General features: G+C 40.9%; 20 protein-coding genes. 10 read left to right on the forward strand and 10 right to left on the reverse strand.

The window, feature by feature from the left end:
- Nucleotides 1-45: 45 nt before the first annotated feature.
- Nucleotides 46-2,940 carry a valine--tRNA ligase gene (locus tag GA0116959_RS06390; RefSeq protein WP_092719576.1) on the reverse strand — a complete coding sequence of 965 codons (2,895 nt, stop codon included), beginning with the start codon at nt 2,938-2,940 and terminating at the stop codon, nt 46-48.
- Nucleotides 2,941-3,124: 184 nt separating this feature from the next.
- Between GA0116959_RS06390 and GA0116959_RS06395 the strand changes: the two genes are divergently transcribed.
- Together GA0116959_RS06395 and GA0116959_RS06400 are read left to right on the forward strand one after the other, a co-directional pair.
- On the forward strand, nt 3,125-3,793 hold the full coding sequence (locus GA0116959_RS06395) for a hypothetical protein (RefSeq protein ID WP_092719579.1): 669 nt from the start codon (nt 3,125-3,127) through the stop codon (nt 3,791-3,793).
- 24 nt (nt 3,794-3,817) lie between these two features.
- The gene (locus GA0116959_RS06400) at nt 3,818-4,621 is read left to right on the forward strand and encodes an SDR family NAD(P)-dependent oxidoreductase (RefSeq protein WP_092719582.1); all 804 of its coding nucleotides are present in this window, start codon (nt 3,818-3,820) and stop codon (nt 4,619-4,621) included.
- Nucleotides 4,622-4,749: 128 nt separating this feature from the next.
- On the opposite strand, the gene GA0116959_RS06405 is transcribed toward GA0116959_RS06400, so the two are convergent.
- From GA0116959_RS06405 to sdsA, 8 genes are all read right to left on the reverse strand, one after another.
- Complete coding sequence (locus GA0116959_RS06405) at nt 4,750-5,184, reverse strand: YbjQ family protein (RefSeq protein ID WP_092719585.1); 435 nt, start codon at nt 5,182-5,184, stop codon at nt 4,750-4,752.
- A 3-nt stretch (nt 5,185-5,187) separates the two neighbouring features.
- Nucleotides 5,188-5,544, reverse strand: a complete 357-nt coding sequence (locus tag GA0116959_RS06410; RefSeq protein ID WP_053579791.1) for a YbjQ family protein — start codon at nt 5,542-5,544, stop codon at nt 5,188-5,190.
- A 104-nt stretch (nt 5,545-5,648) separates the two neighbouring features.
- Nucleotides 5,649-7,109, reverse strand: a complete 1,461-nt coding sequence (adeK, locus tag GA0116959_RS06415; RefSeq protein WP_092719588.1) for a multidrug efflux RND transporter AdeIJK outer membrane channel subunit AdeK — start codon at nt 7,107-7,109, stop codon at nt 5,649-5,651.
- A complete protein-coding gene (locus GA0116959_RS06420; RefSeq protein ID WP_092719591.1) occupies nt 7,109-10,291 on the reverse strand; it encodes an efflux RND transporter permease subunit in 3,183 nt (1,060 codons plus the stop codon). Before GA0116959_RS06420 ends, adeK begins: the two co-directional genes overlap by 1 nt.
- Before the next feature lie 12 nt (nt 10,292-10,303).
- Nucleotides 10,304-11,563: an efflux RND transporter periplasmic adaptor subunit gene (locus tag GA0116959_RS06425; RefSeq protein ID WP_092719594.1), complete on the reverse strand. Its 1,260-nt coding sequence runs from the start codon at nt 11,561-11,563 to the stop codon at nt 10,304-10,306.
- A 37-nt stretch (nt 11,564-11,600) separates the two neighbouring features.
- Nucleotides 11,601-12,212, reverse strand: a complete 612-nt coding sequence (locus tag GA0116959_RS06430; protein WP_092719597.1) for a phosphatase PAP2 family protein — start codon at nt 12,210-12,212, stop codon at nt 11,601-11,603.
- Nucleotides 12,213-12,357: 145 nt separating this feature from the next.
- The gene (locus tag GA0116959_RS06435) at nt 12,358-14,412 is read right to left on the reverse strand and encodes a site-specific recombinase (RefSeq protein ID WP_092719601.1); all 2,055 of its coding nucleotides are present in this window, start codon (nt 14,410-14,412) and stop codon (nt 12,358-12,360) included.
- Nucleotides 14,413-14,445: 33 nt separating this feature from the next.
- A complete protein-coding gene (sdsA, locus tag GA0116959_RS06440; protein ID WP_092719604.1) occupies nt 14,446-15,423 on the reverse strand; it encodes an All-trans-nonaprenyl-diphosphate synthase in 978 nt (325 codons plus the stop codon).
- A 431-nt stretch (nt 15,424-15,854) separates the two neighbouring features.
- On the opposite strand from sdsA, the gene rplU reads away from it, so the two are divergent.
- The 8 genes from rplU (at nt 15,855) to GA0116959_RS06480 (ending at nt 23,896) form a co-directional block, all read left to right on the forward strand.
- Nucleotides 15,855-16,166 carry a 50S ribosomal protein L21 gene (rplU, locus tag GA0116959_RS06445; RefSeq protein ID WP_053579798.1) on the forward strand — a complete coding sequence of 104 codons (312 nt, stop codon included), beginning with the start codon at nt 15,855-15,857 and terminating at the stop codon, nt 16,164-16,166.
- Between the two features lie 18 nt (nt 16,167-16,184).
- The gene (gene rpmA / locus GA0116959_RS06450) at nt 16,185-16,442 is read left to right on the forward strand and encodes a 50S ribosomal protein L27 (protein WP_053579799.1); all 258 of its coding nucleotides are present in this window, start codon (nt 16,185-16,187) and stop codon (nt 16,440-16,442) included.
- Nucleotides 16,443-16,688: 246 nt separating this feature from the next.
- The gene (locus GA0116959_RS14465) at nt 16,689-18,563 is read left to right on the forward strand and encodes a YadA family autotransporter adhesin (RefSeq protein ID WP_280513249.1); all 1,875 of its coding nucleotides are present in this window, start codon (nt 16,689-16,691) and stop codon (nt 18,561-18,563) included.
- A gap of 210 nt (nt 18,564-18,773) precedes the next feature.
- The gene (gene lolA / locus GA0116959_RS06460) at nt 18,774-19,472 is read left to right on the forward strand and encodes an outer membrane lipoprotein periplasmic chaperone LolA (RefSeq protein WP_053579802.1); all 699 of its coding nucleotides are present in this window, start codon (nt 18,774-18,776) and stop codon (nt 19,470-19,472) included.
- A gap of 252 nt (nt 19,473-19,724) precedes the next feature.
- Nucleotides 19,725-20,519 (forward strand): RsiV family protein, encoded by a 795-nt coding sequence (locus tag GA0116959_RS06465; RefSeq protein ID WP_092719609.1) that lies wholly within the window; start codon nt 19,725-19,727, stop codon nt 20,517-20,519.
- A 119-nt stretch (nt 20,520-20,638) separates the two neighbouring features.
- Complete coding sequence (gene serS / locus GA0116959_RS06470; protein ID WP_092719612.1) at nt 20,639-21,910, forward strand: serine--tRNA ligase; 1,272 nt, start codon at nt 20,639-20,641, stop codon at nt 21,908-21,910.
- Nucleotides 21,911-22,001: 91 nt separating this feature from the next.
- On the forward strand, nt 22,002-23,378 hold the full coding sequence (gene cysG, locus GA0116959_RS06475; RefSeq protein ID WP_053579805.1) for a siroheme synthase CysG: 1,377 nt from the start codon (nt 22,002-22,004) through the stop codon (nt 23,376-23,378).
- 38 nt (nt 23,379-23,416) lie between these two features.
- The gene (locus tag GA0116959_RS06480) at nt 23,417-23,896 is read left to right on the forward strand and encodes a tRNA (cytidine(34)-2'-O)-methyltransferase (RefSeq protein ID WP_092719616.1); all 480 of its coding nucleotides are present in this window, start codon (nt 23,417-23,419) and stop codon (nt 23,894-23,896) included.
- 147 nt (nt 23,897-24,043) lie between these two features.
- On the opposite strand, the gene GA0116959_RS06485 is transcribed toward GA0116959_RS06480, so the two are convergent.
- Nucleotides 24,044-25,441: an APC family permease gene (locus GA0116959_RS06485; RefSeq protein WP_053579807.1), complete on the reverse strand. Its 1,398-nt coding sequence runs from the start codon at nt 25,439-25,441 to the stop codon at nt 24,044-24,046.
- Nucleotides 25,442-25,534 lie beyond the last annotated feature (93 nt).

Here is a 25,534-nt window from a genome sequence, read left to right on the forward strand (position 1 = left end):
ATCCCCTCAATCGAGGGGATTTTTTTAAATCAAACTGACAACACCTTAAAGCGCCGCAATCTGATCCATATTCGCTTTAATTTTCACTAACTGATCCGCAAATTCAGCTAATTTCACTTTTTCACCTTCAACCACAGCAGCAGGTGCTTTCGCTACAAAACCTTCATTCGAAAGTTTTCCTGCAATTTGGTCATGCTGCTTTTGAACTTTATCAAAGTCTTTTTGCAAACGACCCAATTCCGCTTTCGGGTCAATTAAACCCTTCATTGGAACAAATACAGACACATGACCCACAACGCTTGATGAAGACAATGGCGGTTGCTCAGCATCGGTTAAGAACGTAATGCTTTCAACTTTTGCCAAGGCTTTCACCAATGGTTCAATACGTGCAATCTGCGCTTTTTCAGATTCAGTTGTGTTCTGTAAAAGAACAGGCAATAAACGTGCATTGCCTAAGCCCATTTCACCGCGAATGTTACGTACCGCACCAATCAAACCTTGTAGCCATTGCATGTCTGCTTCAGCTTGATCATTGATTTTCGCTGGATCAGCAACAGGGTAAGCCTCAGTCATAATAGTTTCGCCACCCAAACCAATCATTGGTGCAAGGGTTTGCCAAATTTCTTCGGTCAAGTACGGCATGATTGGATGCGCAAGACGTAACGATGCTTCCATGACTGCAAGTAGCACACGACGAACTTCAGCTTTACGCTCTTCAGCAACATTTTCATCATTTAGAACTGGTTTCGTCAGCTCTACATACCAGTCACAGTATTCATTCCAAATGAACTCATAAATCGCTTGCGCAGCCAAGTCTAAACGATAAGTCGCAAAGGCTTGTTGAACCGCAGCTTCCGCTTTTTGTAAACGGCTCACGATCCATTGTTCAGGCAATTCCCACAGATCAGGACGAGCCGTTTGACCCACCGTTTGACCTTCAACATTCATCAGAACGAAACGTGTACCATTCCAAATTTTGTTACAGAAGTTACGGTAGCCTTCAACACGTTTCATGTCGAATTTAATGTCACGACCCGTGTTGGCAAGCGCGCAGAAAGTGAAACGAACCGCATCTGTACCGTAAGCTTGAATGCCTTCTGGGAATTCTTTACGCGTTGATTTTTCAATCTTCGCGGCTTGTTTCGGGTTCATCAAACCTGTGGTACGTTTTTGTACCAAAGTTTCTAAATCGACGCCGTCAATCAAATCTAAAGGATCAAGCACGTTACCCTTAGATTTAGACATTTTCTGACCTTCGCCATCACGTACTAAACCGTGTACATACACAGTTTTGAACGGAACTTGTGGCGTGCCATCTTCATTTTTCATGAAGTGCATGGTCATCATAATCATGCGGGCCACCCAGAAGAAGATGATGTCAAAACCAGTTACCAATACATCTGTTGGGTGGAAAGTATTAAGGAAATAGTTTTCAGCGTCTTTCTTTGCGTCGCCAGTCCAACCGAGTGTTGAGAACGTCCACAAACCCGATGAGAACCACGTATCCAACACATCTTCGTCTTGGGTGAGTTGAACATCAGCAGCAATGCCATTTTCTTCGCGCACTTCAGCTTCATTACGGCCGACATAAACGTTGCCATCTACATCGTACCAAGCTGGAATACGGTGACCCCACCACAATTGACGTGAAATACACCAGTCTTGAATGTTGTTCATCCAAGCCATGTACATGTTGCTGTATTGCTCAGGTACAAATTTAATGTCGCCATCTTTAACCGCTTGAATTGCAGGTTCAGCCAAGGGTGCAATTTTGACATACCATTGATCGGTCAGTAGAGGTTCAACGATCACACCTGAACGGTCACCGCGTGGTGGCTTCAATGTGTACGGTTGAATTTGCTCTAACCAACCTTCAGATTCTGCTTGTTCAACCAATTTTTTACGTGCCGCAAAACGCTCTAAACCGATATAGTCCGCAGGGGCAGCAATGGTTTTCGAAATTTGTTCGCCCGCTTTGGCAATAAACTCAAACTCTGCCAAAATTTCTGCATTTTTATTGAAAATATTGATGATTGGCAATTCACAACGTTTACCCACTTCATAGTCATTGAAGTCATGTGCAGGGGTAATTTTGACACAGCCTGTACCGAATTCTTTGTCTACATACTCATCTTTTACGATGGCAACACTACGACCTGTGATTGGCAAAATAATATTTTTGCCCACAAGATGTGCATAGCGTTCATCATCTAATGCTACCGCAACCGCAGTATCACCGAGCAATGTTTCAGGACGTGTGGTTGCAACGACGATATAATCTTTATCATCGTGAGTACGTAGTGATTGATCTTCAAAGAAGTATTTGAAGTGCCAAAGTGAACCTTGTTCTTCTTTATCAGACTCTACTTCTAAGTCAGACAGGGCCGTTTGTAATTTTGGATCCCAGTTGACCAAACGTTTACCACGGTAAATTAAACCGTCTTTGTGCAAACGAACGAAAACTTCTTTCACTGCATTGGATAAGCCATCATCCATGGTGAAGCGTTCACGCGACCAGTCTACAGAAGAACCTAAGCGACGAATCTGATTGGTAATGTTATTGCCTGATTGTTCTTTCCATTCCCAAATTTTGTCGATGAACTTTTCACGACCAAGATCATGGCGGCTAATGTCTTGTGCAGCCAATTGGCGCTCAACCACCATTTGCGTGGCAATCCCCGCATGGTCTGTTCCCGGTTGCCATAAGGTATTTTTACCTGACATACGGTTGTAACGGGTCAGAGCATCCATGATGGCATTGTTAAAACCATGACCCATGTGCAAGCTACCCGTGACGTTAGGCGGCGGAATCATAATGCAGAATGAGTCGCCTTTTTGAGAAGGCTTAAAGTAACCATTCTCTTCCCAAGTCTTGTACCATTTTTTCTCGATCTCGGTAGGATCGTAGGTCGTAGCAATATTTTGCGCAGAATCAGTCATAGTAAAAACAGATCAAAAGTGAATAAAAAATGGCTTTTATTGTAGCAAAAAAAATGCAAGGTGAGGGATGTTCAGCAAATGCAAAATTTAACAAATTCACGCACAATCCATTTAATCTTAAATCTAGATTGTAGAAAAAAGTATTCAGCGGTACTGAACACAATTAAAAAGGATAAAACAAAGAATGAGTAATTTAATTTCACTGAAACTCAAACCAGAAACGCACCAGCGTTTTCAAGATATTTATCGTAAGTTAAATGCAGGTGAACGTACAGATCAGGCAAAACCTTTGGGTGAAAACTTGGCCGACATTACTTGTGAAATTATTGATCAAGTCTTTGGAACCATCTCAAAAATTTCAACGTCTCAGGATCAGGAATCAGATAAAGTCATTCAGCAAATTTTGGACACCACACGAAAATATATGCCGTGGTCAGTGTCATTTTTTGGTAATGAGCGTTTAACGCCGATGGTAAATTATTTACAAAATATGACGTATGAAAAAGATGGTCATTATTTTATTGCTTATTCTGTCGATAAAAATTTAATTTCAGAACTGATGGGAAATGTAGACCAGATTAAAGCGGGCAATGGTCAGTATGTGTCACCTGCGTTAAAAATCTTTACGCAAGTGGTTGATCAGGGGGTAACCAGTCTGATTCGAGAACCTAAAAAAATGCTTAAATTTAATATGGTGGTAGATAAAACCTTAAACGGGGTGATTAGTCTGACCACGCAATTGGGTTATAAACGTTTTGATAAATTGGGCAGCATGTATGATGCGCAAACAATTAGTCAATTTTTTGATCATTTCCTTGTGTTTTTAGAAAATCAGGCTAAAACTAACGTATAAATATACGTTTATACGGATGGATAAATGCCAAAACAAGATTTGAAAAATAAAGTGATTTGGATTACAGGTGCATCATCTGGCTTGGGCCAAGCGCTTGCAGAGGAGTGCGCTTTACGCGGTGGACAGGTGATTTTAACAGCACGACGTATAGCAGAGCTGGAAAAAATTAAGGCAACGTTGGTTCACCCTGAACTGCACCTCTGTATTGGTGCAGATATTACGGATGAAAGCCAAGTGCTTCACGCTTATGAGCAAGTATTACAGTCAAAAGGTCAAATTGACTGGCTGATTAATAATGCAGGTTTAAGCCAACGCGCTTTAATCGCTGACACGACCATGCAGACTGAACGTGCGATTATGGAAGTGGATTATTTTTCACAAGTCTTTATCACCAAAACGGTTTTACCGACTTTTTTAAAGCAAAAGTCGGGCAAGATTGCCTTTGTCTCCAGTGTGGCGGGTTTGTTGGGAACGCAATACCGCGCATCTTATTCAGCTGCAAAAGCGGCCATTCATATGTGGGCCAATAGTCTACGTGCCGAAGTGGCTGATCAAGGTGTAGCTGTGTCTGTCATTTTTCCTGGTTTTATCAAAACCAATGTCTCGATCAATGCTTTGAATGGGGAGGGTAAACCACAAGGCCATGACAATGAAGCCACTGCCAATGGTTTAACGCCTGAAGTGTTTGCTAAAACTGTGGTCAATGCTTTATTGAAAGATGAAGAATATATTGTGGTGGGTGGAGCGAAAGAAAAATTGGGTGTACTGGTTTCACGTTTATCTCCTACTACACTCTATAAAATGATTCGTAAGATGAAAGTGAAATAAAGTTAAAATTCCCCTTTTGCATTCAACAGAGGTGCGCTAAAAAAAGGGGAGTTGCATATAAACTCAGAAAAAGCCCTCTTTATTGAGAGGGCTTTTTCTGAGTTCTATTTTTATAAAAGGATAAGAGGTTAGGGCTGAATTGCTGTGCCATAGGCAAACACTTCGACCATTCCACCCTGCATACCAAGTTCAGTGGTACTTAAACGTAGCCCCATAATTTGGTTCGACCCAATTTTTTCAGCTTCAAGCTTTAAGCGAACAATGGCTTCTCGACGCGCACGCTCCACCACAGTTTCATAACTGCTCAAACGACCACCAAAAAAGTTTTGGATATTGGCAATGACATATTTAAAGTAATCATTTGAAATGACGACATTGCTGCTGACCAATTGTCCTGTATGAGACGTGGTTTTGAAACGGCTATTATCGAGCTGAATATAAGCCAAACGTTGTTCTTTTTGTTCCAATTCATGTAAATGTTTGCGTTCTGCATGACGACCAAAACCCCAGCCAATGGCAAATAAAGCAGCAAATACCACTATTTTAAAAATGAAAGCATCCATGTTTTAGCCTTCAGTGTTAAAAGGGTCGGGAAGTCTGGTTTGACCAGTCGCGACAACTACTGCAGTTCCATAAACAAAAAGTTCAGATGCACCTTGAGCAATATTGGAGGTTGAAAAACGAATCCCGACAATTGCATTTGCACCTAAAGATTGCGCTTTAGCAATCATGCGATCCATGGCTTCTTGACGTGACTCTTCTAGTAGTTCGGTATACGCAGTAAGTTCACCACCCACGATATTTTTTAAACCTGCCAATAAATCGCGTCCAACATGTTTACTACGAACAGTGCTCCCATATACCACATCAATTTGACGGCTAATGGTATGCCCAGGAACAGATTCTAAATTACTCAGTAACATTTTTAATATTCAAATAAAAGAAGTTGTAATGAAGATAGGAAATCATGCTGTAAAAAGCAATAAAAAAAGCCTGCGTTGAGCAGGCTTTTTATTTTATTTAAAAATTATGGAGCGCTTGCTGCTGCTTTTTGTTCAGCAGTAGACGGCTGCTGTTGAATCACATCAGCAGTATTGGTTTTAAGACCGCCACCGAGTGTTTTATATACTTCAACCTGATTATTCATATTGGCTTGTTCAAGAAGCAATAAGCCTTGTTCAGCCGCATAAGAAGCACGTTGTGCATCCAACACCGTTAAGTAACTATCAATTCCTGCACGGAAACGCGCATTAGATAGTTTATAAGTGGTATTGGTTGCCTCAACCAAACGTTTTTGTGCAGACAAACGATCGCCAATATTTTGACGAACCGCCAACGCATCATTTACTTCGCGGAACGCAGATTGAATTGATTTTTCATAATCAGATAACGCAATTTGTTGATCCGTTTCTGAAATTTTGATGTTGGCTTTACGTGTGCCCCAATCGAAGATTGGAATATCTAAACTTGGACCGACTGACCAAATAAATGCGCCAGATTTAAACAAGTCGCTTAAATCGGTAGAAGCATAGCCTGCAGAACCCGTCAAGCTAATGGTTGGGAACATACGCGCTTTAGCCGCACCAATATTGGCACCCGCAGCAGAAAGTTGATATTCTGCAGTACGGATATCTGGACGGTTATTCAACAAGTCACTTGGTAAACCTGCACTTAAGGTATTGGTCTTAGTTACTCGCGTTACACGTTGATTCGGCAATAAATTCGCAGGAACTTGCTGACCGACCAAAAGATTCAATAAATTTTGTGCTTGTGCAATTTGGGTTTTGTAATTCGCGACATCATTACGTGCAGTTTCTACAGAAATTTGTGCCTGACGAACAGGAACTTCACTGTCGATACCCACATCGAAACGTTTTTTGTTGAGATTAAAAGACTCAAGTTGTGCTTTGAGTGTTTGATCTGCAAGTTTTAAATTTGCATTTGCAAACGAGTAGGATAACCAAGCTTGCGCCACCTGACCCACCAGTGCAATTTGCGTTGCATCACGTGCGCTTGAAGTTGCCAAATAAGTGTCTAGAGCATTGTCTTTTAAACTGCGGATACGTCCCCAGAAATCTAATTCATATGCTGTAACACCCAAACCAACATTGTAGCTGGTCATCGCGCCATTGGTGTTAAGCGTGTCTTGACGAAGCACGCCACCACTGGCACCAATGGTTGGAAGTTGGTTGTTTTGGGTAATTTGATACTGTTGTTGCGCACGCTGAATGTTTAAGGTCGAAGTACGCAAATCACGGTTATTGGCCAATGCCAAATCAAGAACTTGTAAAAGTCGTTGATCGGCAAAGAAGTCTTTATAACCTTGCTCAGCAATAGATGGACCAGCAGTATTGGTTAAATATCCCTGTTCAGGAATATTTGCTTGAGCTACGGGTTCTGGGCCACGCATACTTTGACAAGCTGTCAAAGCAAGCGCAAGTGCAGATACCGCAATGCTACGACCTGAAATAGACCATAATTTTTGCATCACGATGCTTGCTCCTGATTATTTGGTTTTTTAGGTTTGTATTTAAAGATACTTCGAATCCAGACATAGAATACAGGAATAAAGAAGATACCCAATAAAGTTGAACTGATTACGCCACCCAGTACACCATAGCCGACTGAGTGCTGGCTACCTGCACCGGCACCTGAAGAAAGTGCAAGTGGAAGTACACCAAACCCAAAGGCCAAAGTGGTCATAATGATTGGACGCAAACGCATTTTTGCTGCATGTAATGTTGCTTCAAGTAAAGGTTCACCGTGATCTTCTTGAAGTTCTTTTGCAAACTCTACAATCAAGATTGCATTTTTTGCAGCCAAACCAATGACCGCAATAATCGCCACTTGGAAGTAAATATTATTCGACAAGTTTGGATCATTAAGCAACACCATTCCTAGATAAGTCAAACCTACTGCACCGACAATACCTAAAGGAATAACCATAAGGACTGAGAAGGGAATAGACCAACTTTCATAAAGTGCAGCAAGACATAAGAATACGATTAACATAGATAACGCATACAGTCCGGCTGTTTGCGACCCTGCTTCACGTTCTTCTAAAGATAAACCCGTCCATTCATAGTCAAAACCATTCATTCCCATTTCAGGAAGTTTGGCAATAATTTCTTCCATAGCAATCATGGCATCACCAGAACTGATACCAGCAGCAGGTGTTCCTTGAATGTTCACTGATGAAATACCGTTATAACGCTCAAGACGTGGTGAACCATAGGTCCATTCACCTGTTGCAAAAGCAGAGAAGGGAACCATTTGACCAGCATTATTACGTACATACCACTTGTTTAAATCTTCAGGCATCATACGTGCATCGGGTACGGCTTGAACATAAACTTTCTTCACACGACCGCGATCGATGAAGTCATTAATATATGAACCACCCCAAGCAATACTCATGGTGCTGTTAATTTCAGCAATGCTCACGCCCATCGCCGTGGCTTTTTCATTATCAATATAAACTTTATATTGTGGTGTATCTTCTTGACCATTCGGACGAACGCCTGCAAGACGTTTATCTTGAGCAGCCAAACCTAAAATGGTATTACGTGCAGCAATCAGTTTTTCATGACCATTTCCTGCAGCATCTTTAAGCATAAAGTTAAAGCCTGCCGACACACCTAGTTCTGGCATTGCTGGAAGCTGTAAAGGCATCACATAAGAGGCATCTTTAGCAATCACATTGAGGGCCATACCACGTTGTATCACCGCACCAATTTGCGATTCAGGACTCGTACGCTCGCTCCAGTCTTTTAACTGAATAAACGCCAGACCTGCATTTTGACCGACACCTGTAAATGAGAAACCTGAAACACTGAAGATCGATTCAACGTTGGCTTTTTCATTTTCCATAAAGAAACCTGTCATTTGGTCAATGACTTTATCAGTACGGTCAAGTGTGGCATTCGGTGGAAGTTGAACCAAAGTCATCACTACACCCTGATCTTCATCAGGTAGGAAAGAACTTGGTAAGTTTTTAAACAGGAATAACAAGCCCACAATCACCACGGCATAAATTGCGCCTGCGATTAATTTATGAACTAAAAGTTTACCCACCCATTTCTGATAGCCTTCGGCCATACGATCGAAACGTGTATTAAATCCACGAAAGAAACGAGCAAAGAAGCCGTTACTCTGTTCTTTGTCTTTATCATGCTGTTTCAACAAGGTTGCACAAAGCGCAGGTGTAAAAGTCAAGGCCACAATCAAGGACAAAACCATGGCAGTGACAAGCGTAATGGAGAACTGGCGGTAAATTACGCCTGTGGTTCCACTAAAAAATGCCATTGGAACAAATACTGCGGTTAAGACCGTCGTGATACCGATCAACGCACCTGAAATCTGTTTCATCGACTTTTCGGTTGCTTCGACAGGTTCAAGATGTTCTTCTACCATCACCCGTTCAACGTTCTCGACCACGACAATCGCATCATCGACCAAAAGACCAATCGCAAGCACCATGGCAAACATAGTGAGGGTATTGATTGAGAAGCCGAAAACATTAATTACCGCAAATGTACCCAACACGACAACAGGAACTGCCAATGTTGGAATAATGGTTGCACGCCAGTTCTGTAAGAATAAGAACATGACAATGAAAACCAAAATAACTGCTTCAACTAAGGTGTGAACAACGCTTTCAATTGAAAGTTTGATAAATGGCGTAGTATCAAATGCTAACTTGTCTTTTAAACCGGCTGGATAGTTTTTACGTAACTGCTCTAAACGCTCTTCAACCGCAGTTGCTGTATCTAAAGCATTCGCACCTGTTGCAAGTTTAATTGCTACACCACCAGCAGGCTTACCATTAAATTTAGAGGTAAACTGATAATTGTCCGAGCCTAACTCAACCTTGGCAACATCTTTTAAGGTTACTTTTGCTCCAGAACCCATACTTTTTAGAAAAATATTTTGGAACTGTTCAGGTGTTTGTAGAAGGCTTTGTGCATTTACCGTTGCATTCAGAACTTGACCTTCAACTGATGGTGCACCACCCAATTGACCCACTGCAACCTGTGCATTTTGGGTACGTAACGCAGCGACAACATCACTTGGTGTAAGTTGGTAGCTGCTTAATTTCGCAGGGTCTAACCAAATACGCATGGCATATGAACCACCAAAGACTTGAACTTCACCTACACCTGCAACACGACTAAGCGGTTCAGAAATGTTTGAGTTTACATAATCTTTAATGTCGGCATCGGTTAACTCACCATTCGGTGAATAAAACGCCAAAACTTGCAAGAAGCTTGCACCAGATTTGGTGACTCTTAACCCTTGACGTTGTACGTCTTCAGGTAAAAGCGCTGTGGCGGATTGCAATTTGTTTTGTACTTGAACTTGGGCAATATCAGGATCAATCCCTTGTTCAAAGTTTAAAGCAATAGAAGCCTGTCCGTTACCCGCACTATTTGAAGAAATATAGCGCAAGCCATCTAGGCCATTCATTTGTTGTTCGATAATTTGCGTGACTGTATTTTCTACAGTTTCAGCAGATGCACCAGGATAAGTCGCAGAGATGCTGACCGTCGGTGGAGCAATCGTTGGATATTGTGCAATCGGCATACCGCTGAGGGTTAAAATACCCGCCAGCATAATCACCAATGCAATCACCCATGCAAAGATAGGGCGATGAATAAAAAATTGAGCCATTTGGTCTACCCCTTATACACTTGAAGTAGATTTTTGTTCAGTTTTAGCTTCTGGTTGTGATGCTTTTTTTGCATCTGCTGCTGGCTGTGCCGCACCACCTTGTGGCGCAGTTGCTTGAGGTTGATAAGGTTTAGCAACGACGGTTGCCCCTTCTTTAACTTTCGCAACACCATCAACAATCACTTTCTCTCCAGTTTTTAAACCAGAAGTGACAATCCAGTCTTTACCTTGAACACCCGCGGTTTCAACAGAGCGTGTTTCAACTATATTTTTGCCATTTACAATCATGGCAATCGCTTGACCTGTTGGCGTACGAGTAATTGCGGCTTGAGGAATTAAAACTGCGTTTGGAATCACACCCTGAACAATTTGTGCAGTGGCATACATACCTGGCAGCAATAAATGATTTGGGTTTGGAAACACAGCACGGATCGTAATAGTACCAGTATCTGGATTTACACTCGCATCGGAGAACGCGAGGCGTCCTTCAACTGGATAATAACTACCATCTTCAAGTTTTAGTTTGACTTTTGTATTATTACTGCTGTCTAAACTGCCTTGACTCAGTTGTTGACGTAAACGTAATAATTCAGAACTTGATTGATTAATATCAACGTAAATTGGATCTAAACGCTGCACTGTCACTAATGGCTCTGCTTGGCTTGCAGTCACCAACGCACCAATCGTAACAGTCGAGCGATTGGTTTGCCCAGAAATTGGTGCACGAACAGTTGAATAACCTAAATTAATTTCTGCATTGCTTAGTTCAGCTTGACTTGCAGCAACATCAGCTTCGGCTAATTTTACTTGTGCCACCATATCGTCATAATCTTGTTTAGAAATGGCATTCGTGCCAACCAATTGACGATAACGACCTTCTTTCACGCGCAATGCATTTAGGTTTGCTTTTTGACGGTTTAGGGCAGCACGTGCGCTATCTACACCCGCACGATTGGTACGTGCATCAATTTCATACAGCGCCTGACCTTCACGTACATAACTGCCTTCGGTAAACAAACGTTTTTGAATCACACCGCTGGTTTGTGGACGAACTTCAGAAATTTCAAATGCCGTGGTACGACCAGAAAGTTCTACCGATTGCTCTACACTTTGTGGCTGAGCAACAACAACACCAACTTCAGTCGGTGGCATTTGTTGTGCTGCGCCAGCTTGCTGAGCATCTTTTGGATCTTTGCTACAACCAACAAGTGCAAGACTTGTTGCTAATGCGCAAGCGGTTAGGGTCGTTCCCCATAGCTTTGCAGACATCATTGTTCCACCTCGATTAAATTACTGTCTAAAATTAAATCTAAAAATTAATTTGTTTTGTGTGACTGAATTTGGCATACAACAGATAAAGTAGCGTGATCCAAATAAAACCTATGCTCCAACCTGCCAAGACATCAGAGGGGAAATGTACACCCAAATAAATCCTTGAAATTCCCATACTCAACAACCAACTAAAAGCGCAAACCCAAATGAGTTGACGCTTCGCATGTTGTTGACTTAAATACATTGCAAGACAGCTTAAAACAGCTGCATATACAGTGTGCGCACTTGGAAATGATGCCCCATAGCTTTCGACCAAATGATATATTTCAGGTGGACGAGGTTTAGAAATTAAATATTTGAGTAGCCAAGCTATGGCAATACTCCCAATAAGTCCGAAACTAATAAAAATGGCACTTGTGTATTTTTTATACCAAACTTGATACAAACACCAGAGTGTGGTTAAAAATAACACAAATGGCATGCCGCCTATAGCAGAAAGAGTGATAGAAATTGTATTTAAATACTCGGTACGATGCTGAGCCAGCCCCTTTACGATCATCAAATCGACCTGACTAAAAGAGGGTATTAAAAGTATTAATATACTGATAGTTAATAGAAAAAATCCTACAAAAAGCATTAAGTAAGGCATGAATGTAACCTTTTTCTATATTAGTCGATTGAAGCAAAACTACTGAGCGCTTAAAGTGTACTCATCAGTACACTTTATTTCAAGTGTGTAAATGAGGCTCATTCTTTTTAACCATTTTTAACCATGAAGTAAAATAAAAAATGAATTACTTCACATTTTGTTTGTGTAAGTGTGTCGATTCTTCAACTTCAAGTGGGGTTTTAGGTGGCCAAAAAAAGTCACTAGGACGGGTTAGAAAGTGTGTCAATACAAGTTTTGCCAGAGGTTTCCACTGTTCAAAACGAACGCGTCGCGCACGTAATGCCACAATAATGGTTAGACTGAAACTTACAAATAAATTGGTTAATCCTATCAAAATGACTCCCAACAAAGAGACAATGATTAATCCAATTTCAGGGCTGCCATTAATGGTCAGTAAACCTTGACTAAAGTTGGCTGAAGCAAAAGCAATATGGCGAATATCCAGCGGTAGGCCCAAAATAAAACCAATGGTACTCATGCTACCCAGCATAATCCCAAATAAAAAATTCCCTGCCAACGCACCTAAATTTCGTTCAATATAGGCAGAAAACCTGTTTAGCCGCTCTTGTCCCATCATTCGCTTTAAGCGTGGATGAGCTTTTAAACGAGGGCCGACTTTACGATAAACCGCCATATTGTCGAAGTAACCAGCAATTAGGCCAGAAAAAAATAAACAAACTCCAGCAATCGCTGCATGTGGAATGGCAAGTGACGTAAATGGGTTGAGTGCATGCAAGGTTTGGGTGGCTTTGATGTGATTCAGAAGAGGTTCATCCATGCCGTATTGCCACAGCAGCGTAATGATTGCAGCAACAGGAATTGCAATTGAGATATTGCCTAAAATAGCAATAAATTGCGTTCGAATGATATTAATAATCAGTGCGGCAAGTTCTGCAATTTGTGCCGTTTTAGAACCTTTACGTTGTTGTACGGTGGCTGCAAGTGCAGCCGCGGTCATGGCGGGTTGTTTGGTCGCAACGGTAAAATGCAGCACGTGAATGAGCATAAACCCTAGAGAGTAATTCATGCTGAAAATAAATGCCTGCATCAGCGGCGCCATGACCAAACGTGCTGACAGAATTTTAAGCGTTGCCATGGTGGCGATAATAACGCCCGCGCCAGCAGCAGATTTATACATCGACCAAAAGCCTTGCTTATCTGTACTGACGTAATGTTCGCCCGTTTTACTGGCATTTTCTGTGACTTGAAGCGCAATCAGTTCACTATTGGTCGCCAAAAGAGATCGAACACTACGTTCACTATAAATTGCGGTGGTAATATCGACCATAAGCAAACCCAATGACTGGTAACGGATTTGCTCTTCATCAACAATGATGTTCAGTAACAGTTCTATGCGGTCTAGGCATTGTTCAAGTAAAGATAGGAGATAGGTGAGGCTTAGGCTTACCCCAATTCTTTTTGTTGCGCGACGAATTTTTAGTACGACATCCCGACATTGTTCAATCATGACCAAGGCTTGTGAGGCATCGGGTGGTACAATCACTGCTACGTCATCTGTGCTTTGATGAATTTTTTTATAATGTTGAATAAACTCAATAATTTCTCGGTTTTGTACCAAAAAAGGGGATTCATATTCTGTTAAATTTGGCTGCGCGTTAATAAATTCTGGATAAAGCCCAATCCCACTAATCCGATAGGAGAGTACAGTAATCGCTTTAATCAGTTCACTTTTAATTTGTAGCTTTTCTTTTTGATTTGTGTGACCTTGATTAATCAGTGCAAATATTTTTTGCCAATGATCTTGTGTAATATTATCTAACCAATATTTATCACTACGCTGAAAAAATACACGGCGGACCAAATCTTGAAGTTGGGTTTCATCATTAATGAGCGGTAGAAAGTGAGCACCTAAGCGCTGCGCTAACTGATTCCAAAATCCATCTAATGATAAAATTCCTGTGTCGGCATACAAGCTGGTTTGTTTATATTGAATAATCAGCTTTAAAACAAAAGTTTGCAAAGTGATTACCGCATGAGGGGTAATCAAAAGTGCTTGCAATAATGCCTGAACTTTGTGATTGATTTCTTCTGTATCAGCTGGATCGATAGGTCGAATTCGACCAATCAATTCAATCAGTAATACATCATCAAGAGCGGCTTGGTTGGATTCAAGCTGCTCCTGCATTTTTAAAAATAGATCATTAAAATTTATATGCATAAGCGAGCTTAAAATATATTTTTGAGAAGTTCATTATTGAATTCGATTTAAAGCAAGTTGGGTTAGATTAACCAATGCTTGACGATATGGGGTGTTGGGTAAAGCGTCTAGAGCTTCTAGAGCAGCGTGGGTTTCTTCTGTTGCACGTTGACGACAATAGTCAAGTGCACCACAGTTTTGTACAATTTCAATCACACGTTGGAGTTGAGCAGTACCACCTGTTGCAATACTCAAACGCACAATGTCATGCTCTTCTGCGGTGGTTTTTTGTAAAGCAGAGATCAAAGGTAAGGTGGGCTTACCTTCCATTAAATCGTCCCCAATATTTTTACCTAATGTTTCTGCATCTGAAGTGTAATCTAAAATATCATCGATAATTTGGAAGGCATTGCCAAAGTGGCCAGCAAAGACTCTCATGGGTTCTCTATATTGCGGCGTGTCTGCTAAAATTGCTGCGCCTTCAGTGGCTAGTTCAAACAAACGGGACGTTTTGCCGTGAATAATATCTAAATAGGTTTGTTCTGTGGTATCAGGCTGATGTTGTGCTTGAAGTTGTAGGACTTCACCTTCAGCAATTTCGCAAGTTCCCGTTGAAAAATCTTTGAGTAACGTCATATTGTTTAAATCGACCAATAAATCAAAAGCACGGGAAATTAAAAAGTCCCCGACCAAAACTGCTGTTTGATTATTCCAGGTTGCATTTGCTGTCGGTCGACCGCGTCTTAAACTTGATTCGTCTACCACATCGTCATGTACCAAAGTTGCGGTATGCAACATTTCAATAATGGCTGCCAATTTGCGGTGTGATTCTAAATCTTCTGCACCACAGGCTTTTGCAGCCAATAAACACATAATCGGACGCATGCGCTTACCACCAGCTTCGACCACATGTTTACTGACCGACATGACGAGCGCAACTTTAGAGGTAATTCCTTCATTAATAAAAGTGTCCATCGCAGCAAAGTCTGAAGCAACAGGAGCGAGAATATCTTGCTTGAAGTCGATGGCCATACGAAGAGAAACCTCTATAAAATTGAATTGCTTATTATATAGTGTAACAATTATATCTAATGATATCGCTAAGCGCTCAATATAGATGCTTAAATCGTGAGTAAGCAAAATTATTGTAATCTCGCTTAACTGTTGAATAAACATTAAATATATGACTGAGCGGGCGTTTGCTAGTCTATAGTAGTGAATTGATTTTTAAAATCTATTTCATTTTATAAAATGTAAGTCTTCAATATAAAAAAGCCATTTCATTAGAATTTGATCGTTTATAAAATAAACAATGCTTATGAATAAAAAAATATCAAAACAGCTTGTTGTTTATTCGATTATCACTTAATATCTTTGCCCTTAGATATCCCCCAGTGGCGCTCGTCTTAAGATCGATATATTCCTTTATCGGCACGACGACACGGGCATGTTTGGAGTACATTATGTACGCAGTAATCCAAAGCGGTGGTAAGCAACACCGTGTTATTGAGGGTGAAACCCTTAAAGTAGAATTATTGAAAGCTGAAACCGGTGCAACTATTACGTTTGATGACGTATTAATGCTTGTAAACGGCGAAAGCATTCAAATTGGTGCTCCAGTTGTTGCTGGTGCTACAGTAACTGCTGAAGTAGTTAGCCACGGTCGTCACGACAAAATTCGTATTGTTAAAATGCGTCGTCGTAAACATTACCGTAAACAACAAGGTCACCGTCAATGGTTTACCGAGTTGAAAATTACTGCTATTTCAGGCTAATTACGAGGATTATGAAACATGGCTACTAAAAAAGCTGGTGGATCGACACGTAACGGTCGTGACTCAAACCCTAAAATGTTAGGTGTTAAAATGTACGGTGGTCAAGCTGTGACTGCTGGTAACATCATCGTTCGTCAACGTGGTACAGAATTCCACGCTGGTGCAAACGTAGGTATGGGCCGTGACCATACTTTATTTGCTACCGCTGATGGCGTGATCAAATTCGAAGTGAAAGGTCAATTTGGCCGTCGCTACGTAAAAGTTGAAACTGTATAAGTTTTAATTTTTATAAAAAAACCCGCATTTTGCGGGTTTTTTTTTGCTTAATTTAAGCAATTCAATTTTAAATAATAATTTAAGCTGATGCCAAAATAATAAAATTTAAATACTTATCTGTTTTTTGATTGTTTTTCGAACACTTTTTGTTTCAATTAACAGCACATTAATTGAAAATTTTGTGAATTGTGTCACATTTTGAGGAATATACTAAACATTACAAAATTAAAATAAAGGCAGATGGACATGAACACAATATTTAAAAAAGTCTTGCGCTCATCAAATTCTTATCTAGCTCACCCAATAGAAAAAGCGCATAAAAATCAGCATAGTTATATATTTGAATTCAATTCATTATCTTGTCCTTATTATTTTTCTCATGAGCAGAAAAAGTGTGTTGAACATTTAAACCTCACCCCAAAATTACTATTGTTAAGTGTCATGTTGGCAATGGGTGGGAATGTTTGGGCAACAAGTGGAGATAGTCATCAATCTCATGGAGGAAGTCAGGGGCAAGGACACGAATCTCATGGTAATGGGAACGGATATGGGCATGGGCCGAAACCTCCCCATTCTTCTGGCCCTCAGGGTCCTGTTGGCCCTCAAGGACCTCAAGGACCTCAAGGACCTCAAGGTGAGCAAGGCATACCAGGTATAAATGGTGATACCGGAGCAACCGGAGCGACAGGCGCACAAGGTGTAATGGGCGTCACAGGAGCTCAAGGTGTAATGGGCGTCACAGGAGCTCAAGGTGTAAAAGGTGACATGGGGGTAACAGGCGCACAAGGTATGCAGGGTGTGAAAGGCGACACAGGTGCAACCGGAGCGACAGGTGCACAAGGTGCAATGGGATTGACAGGTGCTCAGGGCATAAAAGGTGATACGGGTGTAGCAGGCGCACAAGGTATGCAGGGTGTGAAAGGCGACACAGGAGCAACCGGAGCGACAGGTGCACAAGGTGCAATGGGATTGACAGGTGCTCAGGGCATAAAAGGTGATATGGGTGTAACAGGTGCACAAGGTGATATGGGTGTAACAGGTGCGCAAGGCGTAAAAGGCGACATGGGGGTAAAAGGTGATACCGGAGCAACCGGAGCGACAGGCGCACAAGGTGTAATGGGCGTCACAGGAGCTCAAGGTGTAAAAGGTGACATGGGGGTAACAGGTGCGCAAGGCGTAAAAGGTGATATGGGTGCAACTGGAGCGACAGGTGCACAAGGTGCGATGGGTGTGACAGGCTCTCAAGGCGTAAAAGGTGATATGGGGGTAACAGGCGCACAAGGTATGCAGGGTGTAACAGGTGTGCAAGGCGTAAAAGGCGACATGGGGGTAAAAGGTGATACAGGAGCAACCGGAGCGACAGGTGCGAGTGGGGATGATCCTTATATCGAAATTGAATCAAACCGACTCAATACAGCCCCTAAACCAACCGCAACAGGTCAAGATGCAATTGCCATTGGAGCAGGTACCAATGCAACGGGTGGTCAGTCAATTGGTTTGGGCGTGAACAACAACATCAGTGGTCAAAGTTCAGGAGCGGTAGGAAGTAATAATACTGTTAGTGGCGATCACACTTATGTCGTAGGGAATAATGTAAATACGGCTGCGAATAATAGTGTGGTGTTGGGTCATGATTCTGCTTCAAATCGAGATAATACTGTTTCGGTGGGAAAAACAGGCGTCGAGCGACAAATTATTCATGTTGCCGCTGGTGTCCAAAATACCGATGCTGTAAATGTGGCGCAAATGCGTCAAGCAGACCTTGATGTACTCAATAATGCAAATAGTTATACCGATCAAAGAAGTGCGTATACACTGAATCAAGCAAATGCTTATACAAATAGTCGTGTTGACATGTTAAATCGAGACATGCGAGATTTGGAAGATCGTACTTACGCAGCTGTGGCTTCAGGCATAGCAATCGCTTCTTTACCACAACCGACAGAGGCGGGTTATAATATGGTCAGTATAGGTGCTGGGACTTGGGAAGGTAAACAAGGCTTTGCAGCAGGTTTCAGTGGTGTCACAGAAAACAATAAATACGTTTATAAAGCTGCTGCAACGACCAATAGTGAAGGTGACTTTGGTGCAGGTATTGCAGTAGGTTACCAATGGAAATAATTAAATACATCCATCGCGCTAAAAAGCCTCTTATTTTAAAGAGGCTTTTTTGTTTCTTTCATTTATATTTCTACATCATGATGAAGAAAAAGTGACAATCAATATTAATAACCATACAAAACTTCTTATTTTCTCAATTATTAGACGCAAAAATTGGTTTAAGATGAGACATTCAAAAAATTGCGATACTGCAAATAAAAAGGTGATGATATGAAAATGCTTCGTAAAACCCTATGTGCGATGACCCTAGGTGTGGCAACACTTGCACCAGTAATCAGTACTACTGTTTTTGCTGCACCTGTAGCAGCATCGGAGCAACAAGCCACCGCAAACTTAGTAAAACAGTTAAGTAATATCAAAAGTTTGTCGGCAAATTTCGAACAAACCACAAAAGCAACTGTTGCAACCAAAGCGCCTCAGAAAAAAGGCTTAACAGGACAGCATATGAATCAAACCTTTAAAGGGGTGATGAAAGTTGCACGTCCAGGTAAATTCTTTTGGGAAACCACAAGTCCTTCTAAGCAGACCATTGTGACCACAGGTAAAACAGTGTGGATTTATGATCCAGATTTACAGCAAGCTGTACGCCAAAGTCTAGATGATCAAGTCGCCAATACACCTGCATTATTACTTTCGGGTAATACCAGTCAAATTATGAATGCCTACCGTGTGACTCAACCAGATAAAGGTAAAACGTATTACACTTTGTATCCGAAGGACCGTGATGGTGCTTTTCAAAGCTTAACGATTAGTTTTGGTGTAAATAAAGCACCCAGTTTAATGATTTTGGAAGATTCATTGGGGCAAACTACACAGGTACGCTTTAATAATGTGAAAGTTAATCCTACTATTCCTGCTTCAACCTTTAATTTTACGCCGCCTAAAGGTACAGATATTATCGATCAATAATATTGATGCTGATATAAAAACCACTTTCGAGTGGTTTTTTTATTTTAAAATGAAAATGAAGCTCAAAATAATGATTAAAATTTTTAAAATTAATTATTTATAGATCAGTTGGATTGACTAATCGGGTGTTGAAAATGCTTTGAATAAGCATTTTATGTTGAACTTTATACCATGCTACATATTGTAATTTTATCTCGAAGAGAGACTTTGTATAGTGGAATGATTCATTTTAAGAAAATACAGAGTTGTGTAATGAAACCGACATTATTAAAACCATGGTTTTTGGTGTGTACAATCATAATTGGTGGTGGAGCCCTAGTGGGATGTCAGCCTAAAAACGAGCCTCAAGCTGAAAATTCAAAACAGGCGCAGTCGCCTCAAAATAGTGAAGAAAATATTCCTGCCATTCAAGCCAAAGTTATTCCTGTAAAGTTGAGCAAATCAGAAGCATGCGATCCGCAAGGCTGTATTCAATACGATATACAGACTGTAGAAACCAACCTCAAATGGATTGATCAATACTTTATGGAACGAATAAAAAAAACCGATCCGATCGCTTTTTCTGAAGAACCGAACCAAAAAATAAATACTGCAGAAGGCGCTGAACCCAATTTAAGTCAAAGTTCAACTTATGTCCGTTTTATAGGACAAAATTATCATCACGCTACATTTGCCATTCAAAGTTATAACTATTCAGCAGGTGCAGCACATGGCATGCACCATCAGGAATTTGTTAATTTTGATTTAAAGACTAAAAAACGTTTAGCTTTGGCTGATATTTTGGTGAAAGGCGCAGAGCAGAAAGTATTGGACACACTTTATGACACAAATAGTCTTTGGTTAGATCAACACAATATCGAACGAGATAAATTAAAACTGAGCGATAATTTTTACTATGGTGTCAACGGAATTGTGTTTGTTTATCCTTTATATGAATTGGCCTCGTATGCAGAAGGCATGAGTGAGTTGACTTTGCCCTATACTGCGCTTACTCAATTGGTTAAAGCTGAATACTTGCCAAGTTTACCGAGCTATCCAACGCCCTAATTTTTGAAAATTTCGCTTAAATTTGCTGTAATAAGGTGCAGCTGTAAGCGGGATTACTGTCTTTTTTGCTGTTTAGCGCTTACACTATAGCCAGTTTTTTTCTTTGTAAAAGATTGGCTATGATCGACCCGAAATTAATCAGAAATAATATTGAGGCTGTAAATTTAGCCTTGGCAAAACGTGGTGTGCAACTCGATGTGGCGGAGTGGGCATCACTTGAATCTCGTCGTAAAGAGCTTCAATCCAAAACTGAAGCTTTACAAGCAGAGCGTAATTCGGGTGCTAAACAAGTTGGCCAAATTAAAAAATCTGGTGGCGATGCATCTGAAATTATGGCGCGTATGTCTGCCATTGGTGATGAAATTAAGGCAGCAGAAGCTTCTCTTACAGAATTGCAAAATGAAATTGAAAATAAATCATTAACTATTCCAAATATGCCGCATGAATCTGTCCCTGAAGGCAAAGATGAAGACGATAATGTTGAAATTTTAACTTGGGGTACACCACGTCAATTTGATTTTGAAATTAAAGATCATACTGACTTGGGTGAATGGATGGGCGGTTTAGAGTTTGAAACTGCCACTAAGTTAACTGGTTCGCGTTTTAGCGTATTGAAGGGTCCGCTTGCGCGTCTGCAACGTGCCTTAACGCAGTTCATGTTAGATACACACACACTTAAAAATGGCTATACCGAAGCCTATGTACCGTATTTGGTCAATGCAGAATCTTTGCGTGGTACAGGTCAATTGCCTAAATTTGAAGAAGATTTATTCAAATTACAAGGTGAAAAAGAATATTATCTCATTCCAACGGCAGAAGTACCTGTCACCAATTTTGTGCGTGATGAAATTGTTGATCCAGAACGTTTACCCTTAAAATATGCAGCGCATACACCATGTTTCCGTAGTGAAGCAGGTTCTTATGGTCGTGATACACGTGGTTTAATTCGTCAGCACCAGTTCGACAAAGTCGAAATGGTGCAAATTGTAAAACCTGAAACTTCAATGGACGCACTTGAAGAACTGACAGGACACGCAGAAGGTATTTTGCAAGCCTTAGGTCTTCCATATCGTAAAATCATTTTGTGTGGTGGCGATATGGGCTTTGGCGCAATCAAAACCTACGATTTGGAAGTTTGGGTGCCAAGTCAAAATACCTATCGTGAAATTTCAAGCTGTTCATGTATGGGTGACTTCCAAGCACGTCGTATGAAAGCGCGCTATCGTGTTGACCAAAAGAAAACTGAATTTCTTCACACCTTGAATGGTTCTGGTTTGGCTGTAGGTCGTACATTACTGGCGGTGATGGAAAATTACCAACGCGCTGACGGTTCTATTGAAGTTCCTGACGTGCTTCGTCCTTATATGGGTGGTGTTGAACTTATTGATTAATCCTCGGGGATTTTAAAATAAATCAATAGAAAAACCATTTTGTGCACGAAAATTGCTTAAGACAATCAGATTTAAAACATTGAGGTAGTCGGTGGATATTTTTCCAATCTCTTTAAAGTTGCAGCAGCAACCGTGTCTGATTGTCGGTGGCGGGCATATTGCATATCGCAAAGCCGTACTGTTGGCAAAAGCAGGCGCAGTTATTCATGTGATTGCACCTGAAATTGAAAGTTCTTTACTTGAGATTGTGGTTGCTAGCCAAGGGCAATATATTCAAGCACCTTTTAGTGTAGATATTCCGTTACGTCATTATCGTTTAGTCATTGCAGCGACCAATGATAAAGCGACCAATATCCAAGTTTTTGAAGCCTGTGAAGCTGAAAAAATATTGGTGAATAGTGTGGATGATCCTCCACATTGTCGTTTTATGGTTCCTGCAATCATTGATCGTTCACCGTTGGTGGTATCAATTGCCACGAATGGTACATCACCTGTTTTATCGCGCCAAATTCGCACTCAACTTGAAGCCAGTATTCCACATGGTATGGGGAAGCTCGCTGAATTTTCTGGGAAATGGCGTGCCGTAGTAAAATCTAAAATTGAAAATCCTGATGAGCGTCGTATTTTTTGGGAAGACTTGTATGCCAGTCCACTCAAGGAACAGGTGTTTAATGACAATATCGCCGATGCTGATAAATTAATTGAACAGGCCTTAAAGGAATGGAAAACACCCAAAGGTGAAGTCTATTTAGTTGGAGCAGGGCCAGGTGATCCTGAATTATTGACCTTAAAGGCACTGCGTTTAATGCAACAAGCGGATGTCATTATCTATGATCGTTTGGTCTCCCCAGCAATTTTAGAATTATGCCGCCGTGATGCTGAAAAAATTTATGTTGGAAAAGCCCGTTCAAACCATAGTGTTCCTCAAGATGGGATTAATGCTTTATTGGTTGAATTTGCTGAAAAAGGTAAACGTGTCTGCCGTTTAAAAGGTGGTGATCCGTTTATTTTTGGTCGTGGTGGCGAAGAAATTCAAGAGCTGTTTGCAGCAGGTGTTGCTTTTCAAGTGGTTCCTGGCATTACCGCAGCATCGGGTTGTTCAGCTTATGCAGGTATTCCGTTAACCCATCGTGATTACGCACAAAGTGTTCGCTTTTTAACGGGGCATTTGAAAGAAGGTTCACCTGAATTGCCTTGGCGTGAACTGGTCTATGAAAATCAAACACTTGTATTGTATATGGGGTTGGTCGGTTTAGAGAAAATATGTGCTCAACTGATTGCCCATGGGCAACGTGCCAATATGCCAGTAGCATTGATTTCTAAAGGGACGACACCAGAACAGAAAGTGGTGGTCGGCACATTGGCTGACATTGCATCAAAAGTATCAGAACATCAAATTCAAGCACCCACCTTAACCATTATTGGTGAAGTGGTGAGTTTGCGCGAACAATTACAGTGGCAAGGCTAATTTGAGTCTTGTTGCGATTAAAAGAGTAGAGAAATCCCGTGATTCATGTTGTTCTATATGAACCTGAAATTCCTGCCAATACAGGTAATATCATTCGTTTATGTGCCAATACAGGTGCACAGCTACACTTGGTTAAACCTCTCGGGTTTGAACTTGATGATAAAAAGCTGAAACGTGCAGGTTTGGATTATCATGAATGGGCACGTATGCAAATCTGGGAAAATTTTGATGATTGTTTGCTGAATTTGCAACTGCAAGGAATAGAAAAGGATGCAATTTATCCACTGACCACCAAAGGTGTTGAAACACCGCATACTTCCAATTTAAACCGTCCAGTTGCTTTGTTGATGGGGCCTGAAACGCGCGGGCTTCCTGAACATATTCGAATGCTGTTTCCTGAGAAACATTGGATTCGCTTGCCAATGGCAGCGACTTCACGCAGTTTAAATTTATCCAATGCAACCGCTGTGATTGTGTATGAAGCTTGGCGTCAGCAAGGTTTTAAAGAACTGATATAATTAATTTATATGTTATCTAGAGCCACTTTTGAGTGGCTCTTTATGGCATAAATTTTAAGAGAGGCTTTATGATTAAATTACACTGCAAATTTAACACCTAAAAAAGACGCATAATGCGTCTTTTTTATTGTAGGAATGGACAATACATTAATGCGAGTCATCGAACTCATTGTGTTGAGGCGCAGGTTGTTTGAAACCTTTGGTTTTATAACCTAAGTATAAAATCCCAAACATCGCCCACCATAAGCCATATTTTAATGAGGTTTCTTCAATTTCGAGCCATAGTGCAAATACGCTGATAAAACCAAGTAGCGGTACAATCACAAAGTTTAAAATATCTTTGAAGTTTTTGGTACGTCCATCGCGTAAAGCATAACGTGAAATAACAGAAAGATTGACAAATGTAAATGCAGTTAAAGCACCAAAACTGATCAGCGAAATCACCGTATCAAGATTCATAAATCCAGCTGTTAAAGCCACAGCACCAACAATTAAAATATTGTAAGAAGGGGTTAAGCTTTTAGGACTGATATGACCAAAGATTTTTTTATTGATTACGCCATCACGACCCATGGCAAACATCAGGCGCGATACACCCGCATGTGCTGAAATACCCGATGCCATCACTGTTACAATGGCAAAGCCTAAGACATACGATTGGAACAGTGAACCACCCACAAGCATTAAAATATCAGGTTGAGTCGCAGCGACATCTGCAAAATATGTGTTCGGATCATGCGGGAAATAGATTTGCATGAAATAAGCACTGACAATAAAAATCACACCTGCAATTAAAGCGGTTAAAAAAATCGCTTTAGGTAAGGTTTTTTCAGTGTCTTTGGTTTCTTCAGCCAGAGAACTGAGTGAATCAAAACCTGTGAAAGAAAAGCAAAGTAATGTTGCACCCGTAATAAGTGCACCGACTGATGTCAGCTCGTTCCAAAATGGTTCAAGACTCCAAAGCTGATAGCGTTGTTCTACAGTCATTGGACCGTCTGCATTAAAACCAGCCTGAAGTTTGCTATAAACCAAATAGGTAAAAACAGCAATCACAATCAGCTGAATCAATACAATCAGACTATTAAAGTTCGCAACAAAACGTGCACCTTTTAAATTGATCCCTGTCATAAATGCAGTTAAGACAATGACCCAAACCCAATGATTAACATCTGGAAATAGTGCTTCAAGATAAATGACAGCTAAAATAATGTTGACCATGGGTGAAAGGAGATAATCTAGCCAAGATGACCAGCCCACCATAAAGCCCACATTTGGATGAATCGATTTTTGAGCATAGGTATAAGCCGAACCCGACGAGGGATAACGGCGAATCATATGACCATAACTGAGGGAAGTGAGTAGAATTGCAACAAGTGCAAATATATAGGAGGTCGGTACGTGAAAATGACTTTCTTCCGACACGAGTCCGAAAGTGTCAAATAACGTCATAGGCTGTATATACGCTAAACCAATAATGATGATGTGCCAGAGTCCCAGCGTTTTTTGCAGTTTAGCTGCCGATGGAGTCCCAGAGATATTTGTCAACGGCGTTACCCTCTTAATCGTTGATCAAGGATCAGTCATATTTTTAAGGATCGTTTTAAAACAACGATCCCCCCATACAAAGAAAACAAAAGT

Origin of the sequence: Acinetobacter albensis (genome assembly GCF_900095025.1) — a bacterium.
In the GTDB taxonomy this organism is placed as follows: Bacteria; Pseudomonadota; Gammaproteobacteria; order Pseudomonadales; family Moraxellaceae; genus Acinetobacter; species Acinetobacter albensis.

What these genes read in the sequence shown, in the direction of transcription:
- GA0116959_RS06400 (WP_092719582.1), top strand. Translation starts at nt 3,818, where the DNA reads ATGCCAAAACAAGATTTGAAAAATAAAGTGATTTGGATTACAGGTGCA.
- serS (WP_092719612.1), top strand. Translation starts at nt 20,639, where the DNA reads ATGATCGACCCGAAATTAATCAGAAATAATATTGAGGCTGTAAATTTA.
- GA0116959_RS06410 (WP_053579791.1), bottom strand. Translation starts at nt 5,544, where the DNA reads ATGTTACTGAGTAATTTAGAATCTGTTCCTGGGCATACCATTAGCCGT.
- GA0116959_RS06390 (WP_092719576.1), bottom strand. Translation starts at nt 2,940, where the DNA reads ATGACTGATTCTGCGCAAAATATTGCTACGACCTACGATCCTACCGAG.
- GA0116959_RS06435 (WP_092719601.1), bottom strand. Translation starts at nt 14,412, where the DNA reads ATGCATATAAATTTTAATGATCTATTTTTAAAAATGCAGGAGCAGCTT.
- GA0116959_RS06430 (WP_092719597.1), bottom strand. Translation starts at nt 12,212, where the DNA reads ATGCCTTACTTAATGCTTTTTGTAGGATTTTTTCTATTAACTATCAGT.
- GA0116959_RS06425 (WP_092719594.1), bottom strand. Translation starts at nt 11,563, where the DNA reads ATGATGTCTGCAAAGCTATGGGGAACGACCCTAACCGCTTGCGCATTA.
- lolA (WP_053579802.1), top strand. Translation starts at nt 18,774, where the DNA reads ATGAAAATGCTTCGTAAAACCCTATGTGCGATGACCCTAGGTGTGGCA.
- rplU (WP_053579798.1), top strand. Translation starts at nt 15,855, where the DNA reads ATGTACGCAGTAATCCAAAGCGGTGGTAAGCAACACCGTGTTATTGAG.
- rpmA (WP_053579799.1), top strand. Translation starts at nt 16,185, where the DNA reads ATGGCTACTAAAAAAGCTGGTGGATCGACACGTAACGGTCGTGACTCA.
- GA0116959_RS06465 (WP_092719609.1), top strand. Translation starts at nt 19,725, where the DNA reads ATGAAACCGACATTATTAAAACCATGGTTTTTGGTGTGTACAATCATA.
- GA0116959_RS06420 (WP_092719591.1), bottom strand. Translation starts at nt 10,291, where the DNA reads ATGGCTCAATTTTTTATTCATCGCCCTATCTTTGCATGGGTGATTGCA.
- sdsA (WP_092719604.1), bottom strand. Translation starts at nt 15,423, where the DNA reads ATGGCCATCGACTTCAAGCAAGATATTCTCGCTCCTGTTGCTTCAGAC.
- adeK (WP_092719588.1), bottom strand. Translation starts at nt 7,109, where the DNA reads ATGCAAAAATTATGGTCTATTTCAGGTCGTAGCATTGCGGTATCTGCA.
- GA0116959_RS06405 (WP_092719585.1), bottom strand. Translation starts at nt 5,184, where the DNA reads ATGGATGCTTTCATTTTTAAAATAGTGGTATTTGCTGCTTTATTTGCC.
- GA0116959_RS06395 (WP_092719579.1), top strand. Translation starts at nt 3,125, where the DNA reads ATGAGTAATTTAATTTCACTGAAACTCAAACCAGAAACGCACCAGCGT.
- GA0116959_RS14465 (WP_280513249.1), top strand. Translation starts at nt 16,689, where the DNA reads ATGAACACAATATTTAAAAAAGTCTTGCGCTCATCAAATTCTTATCTA.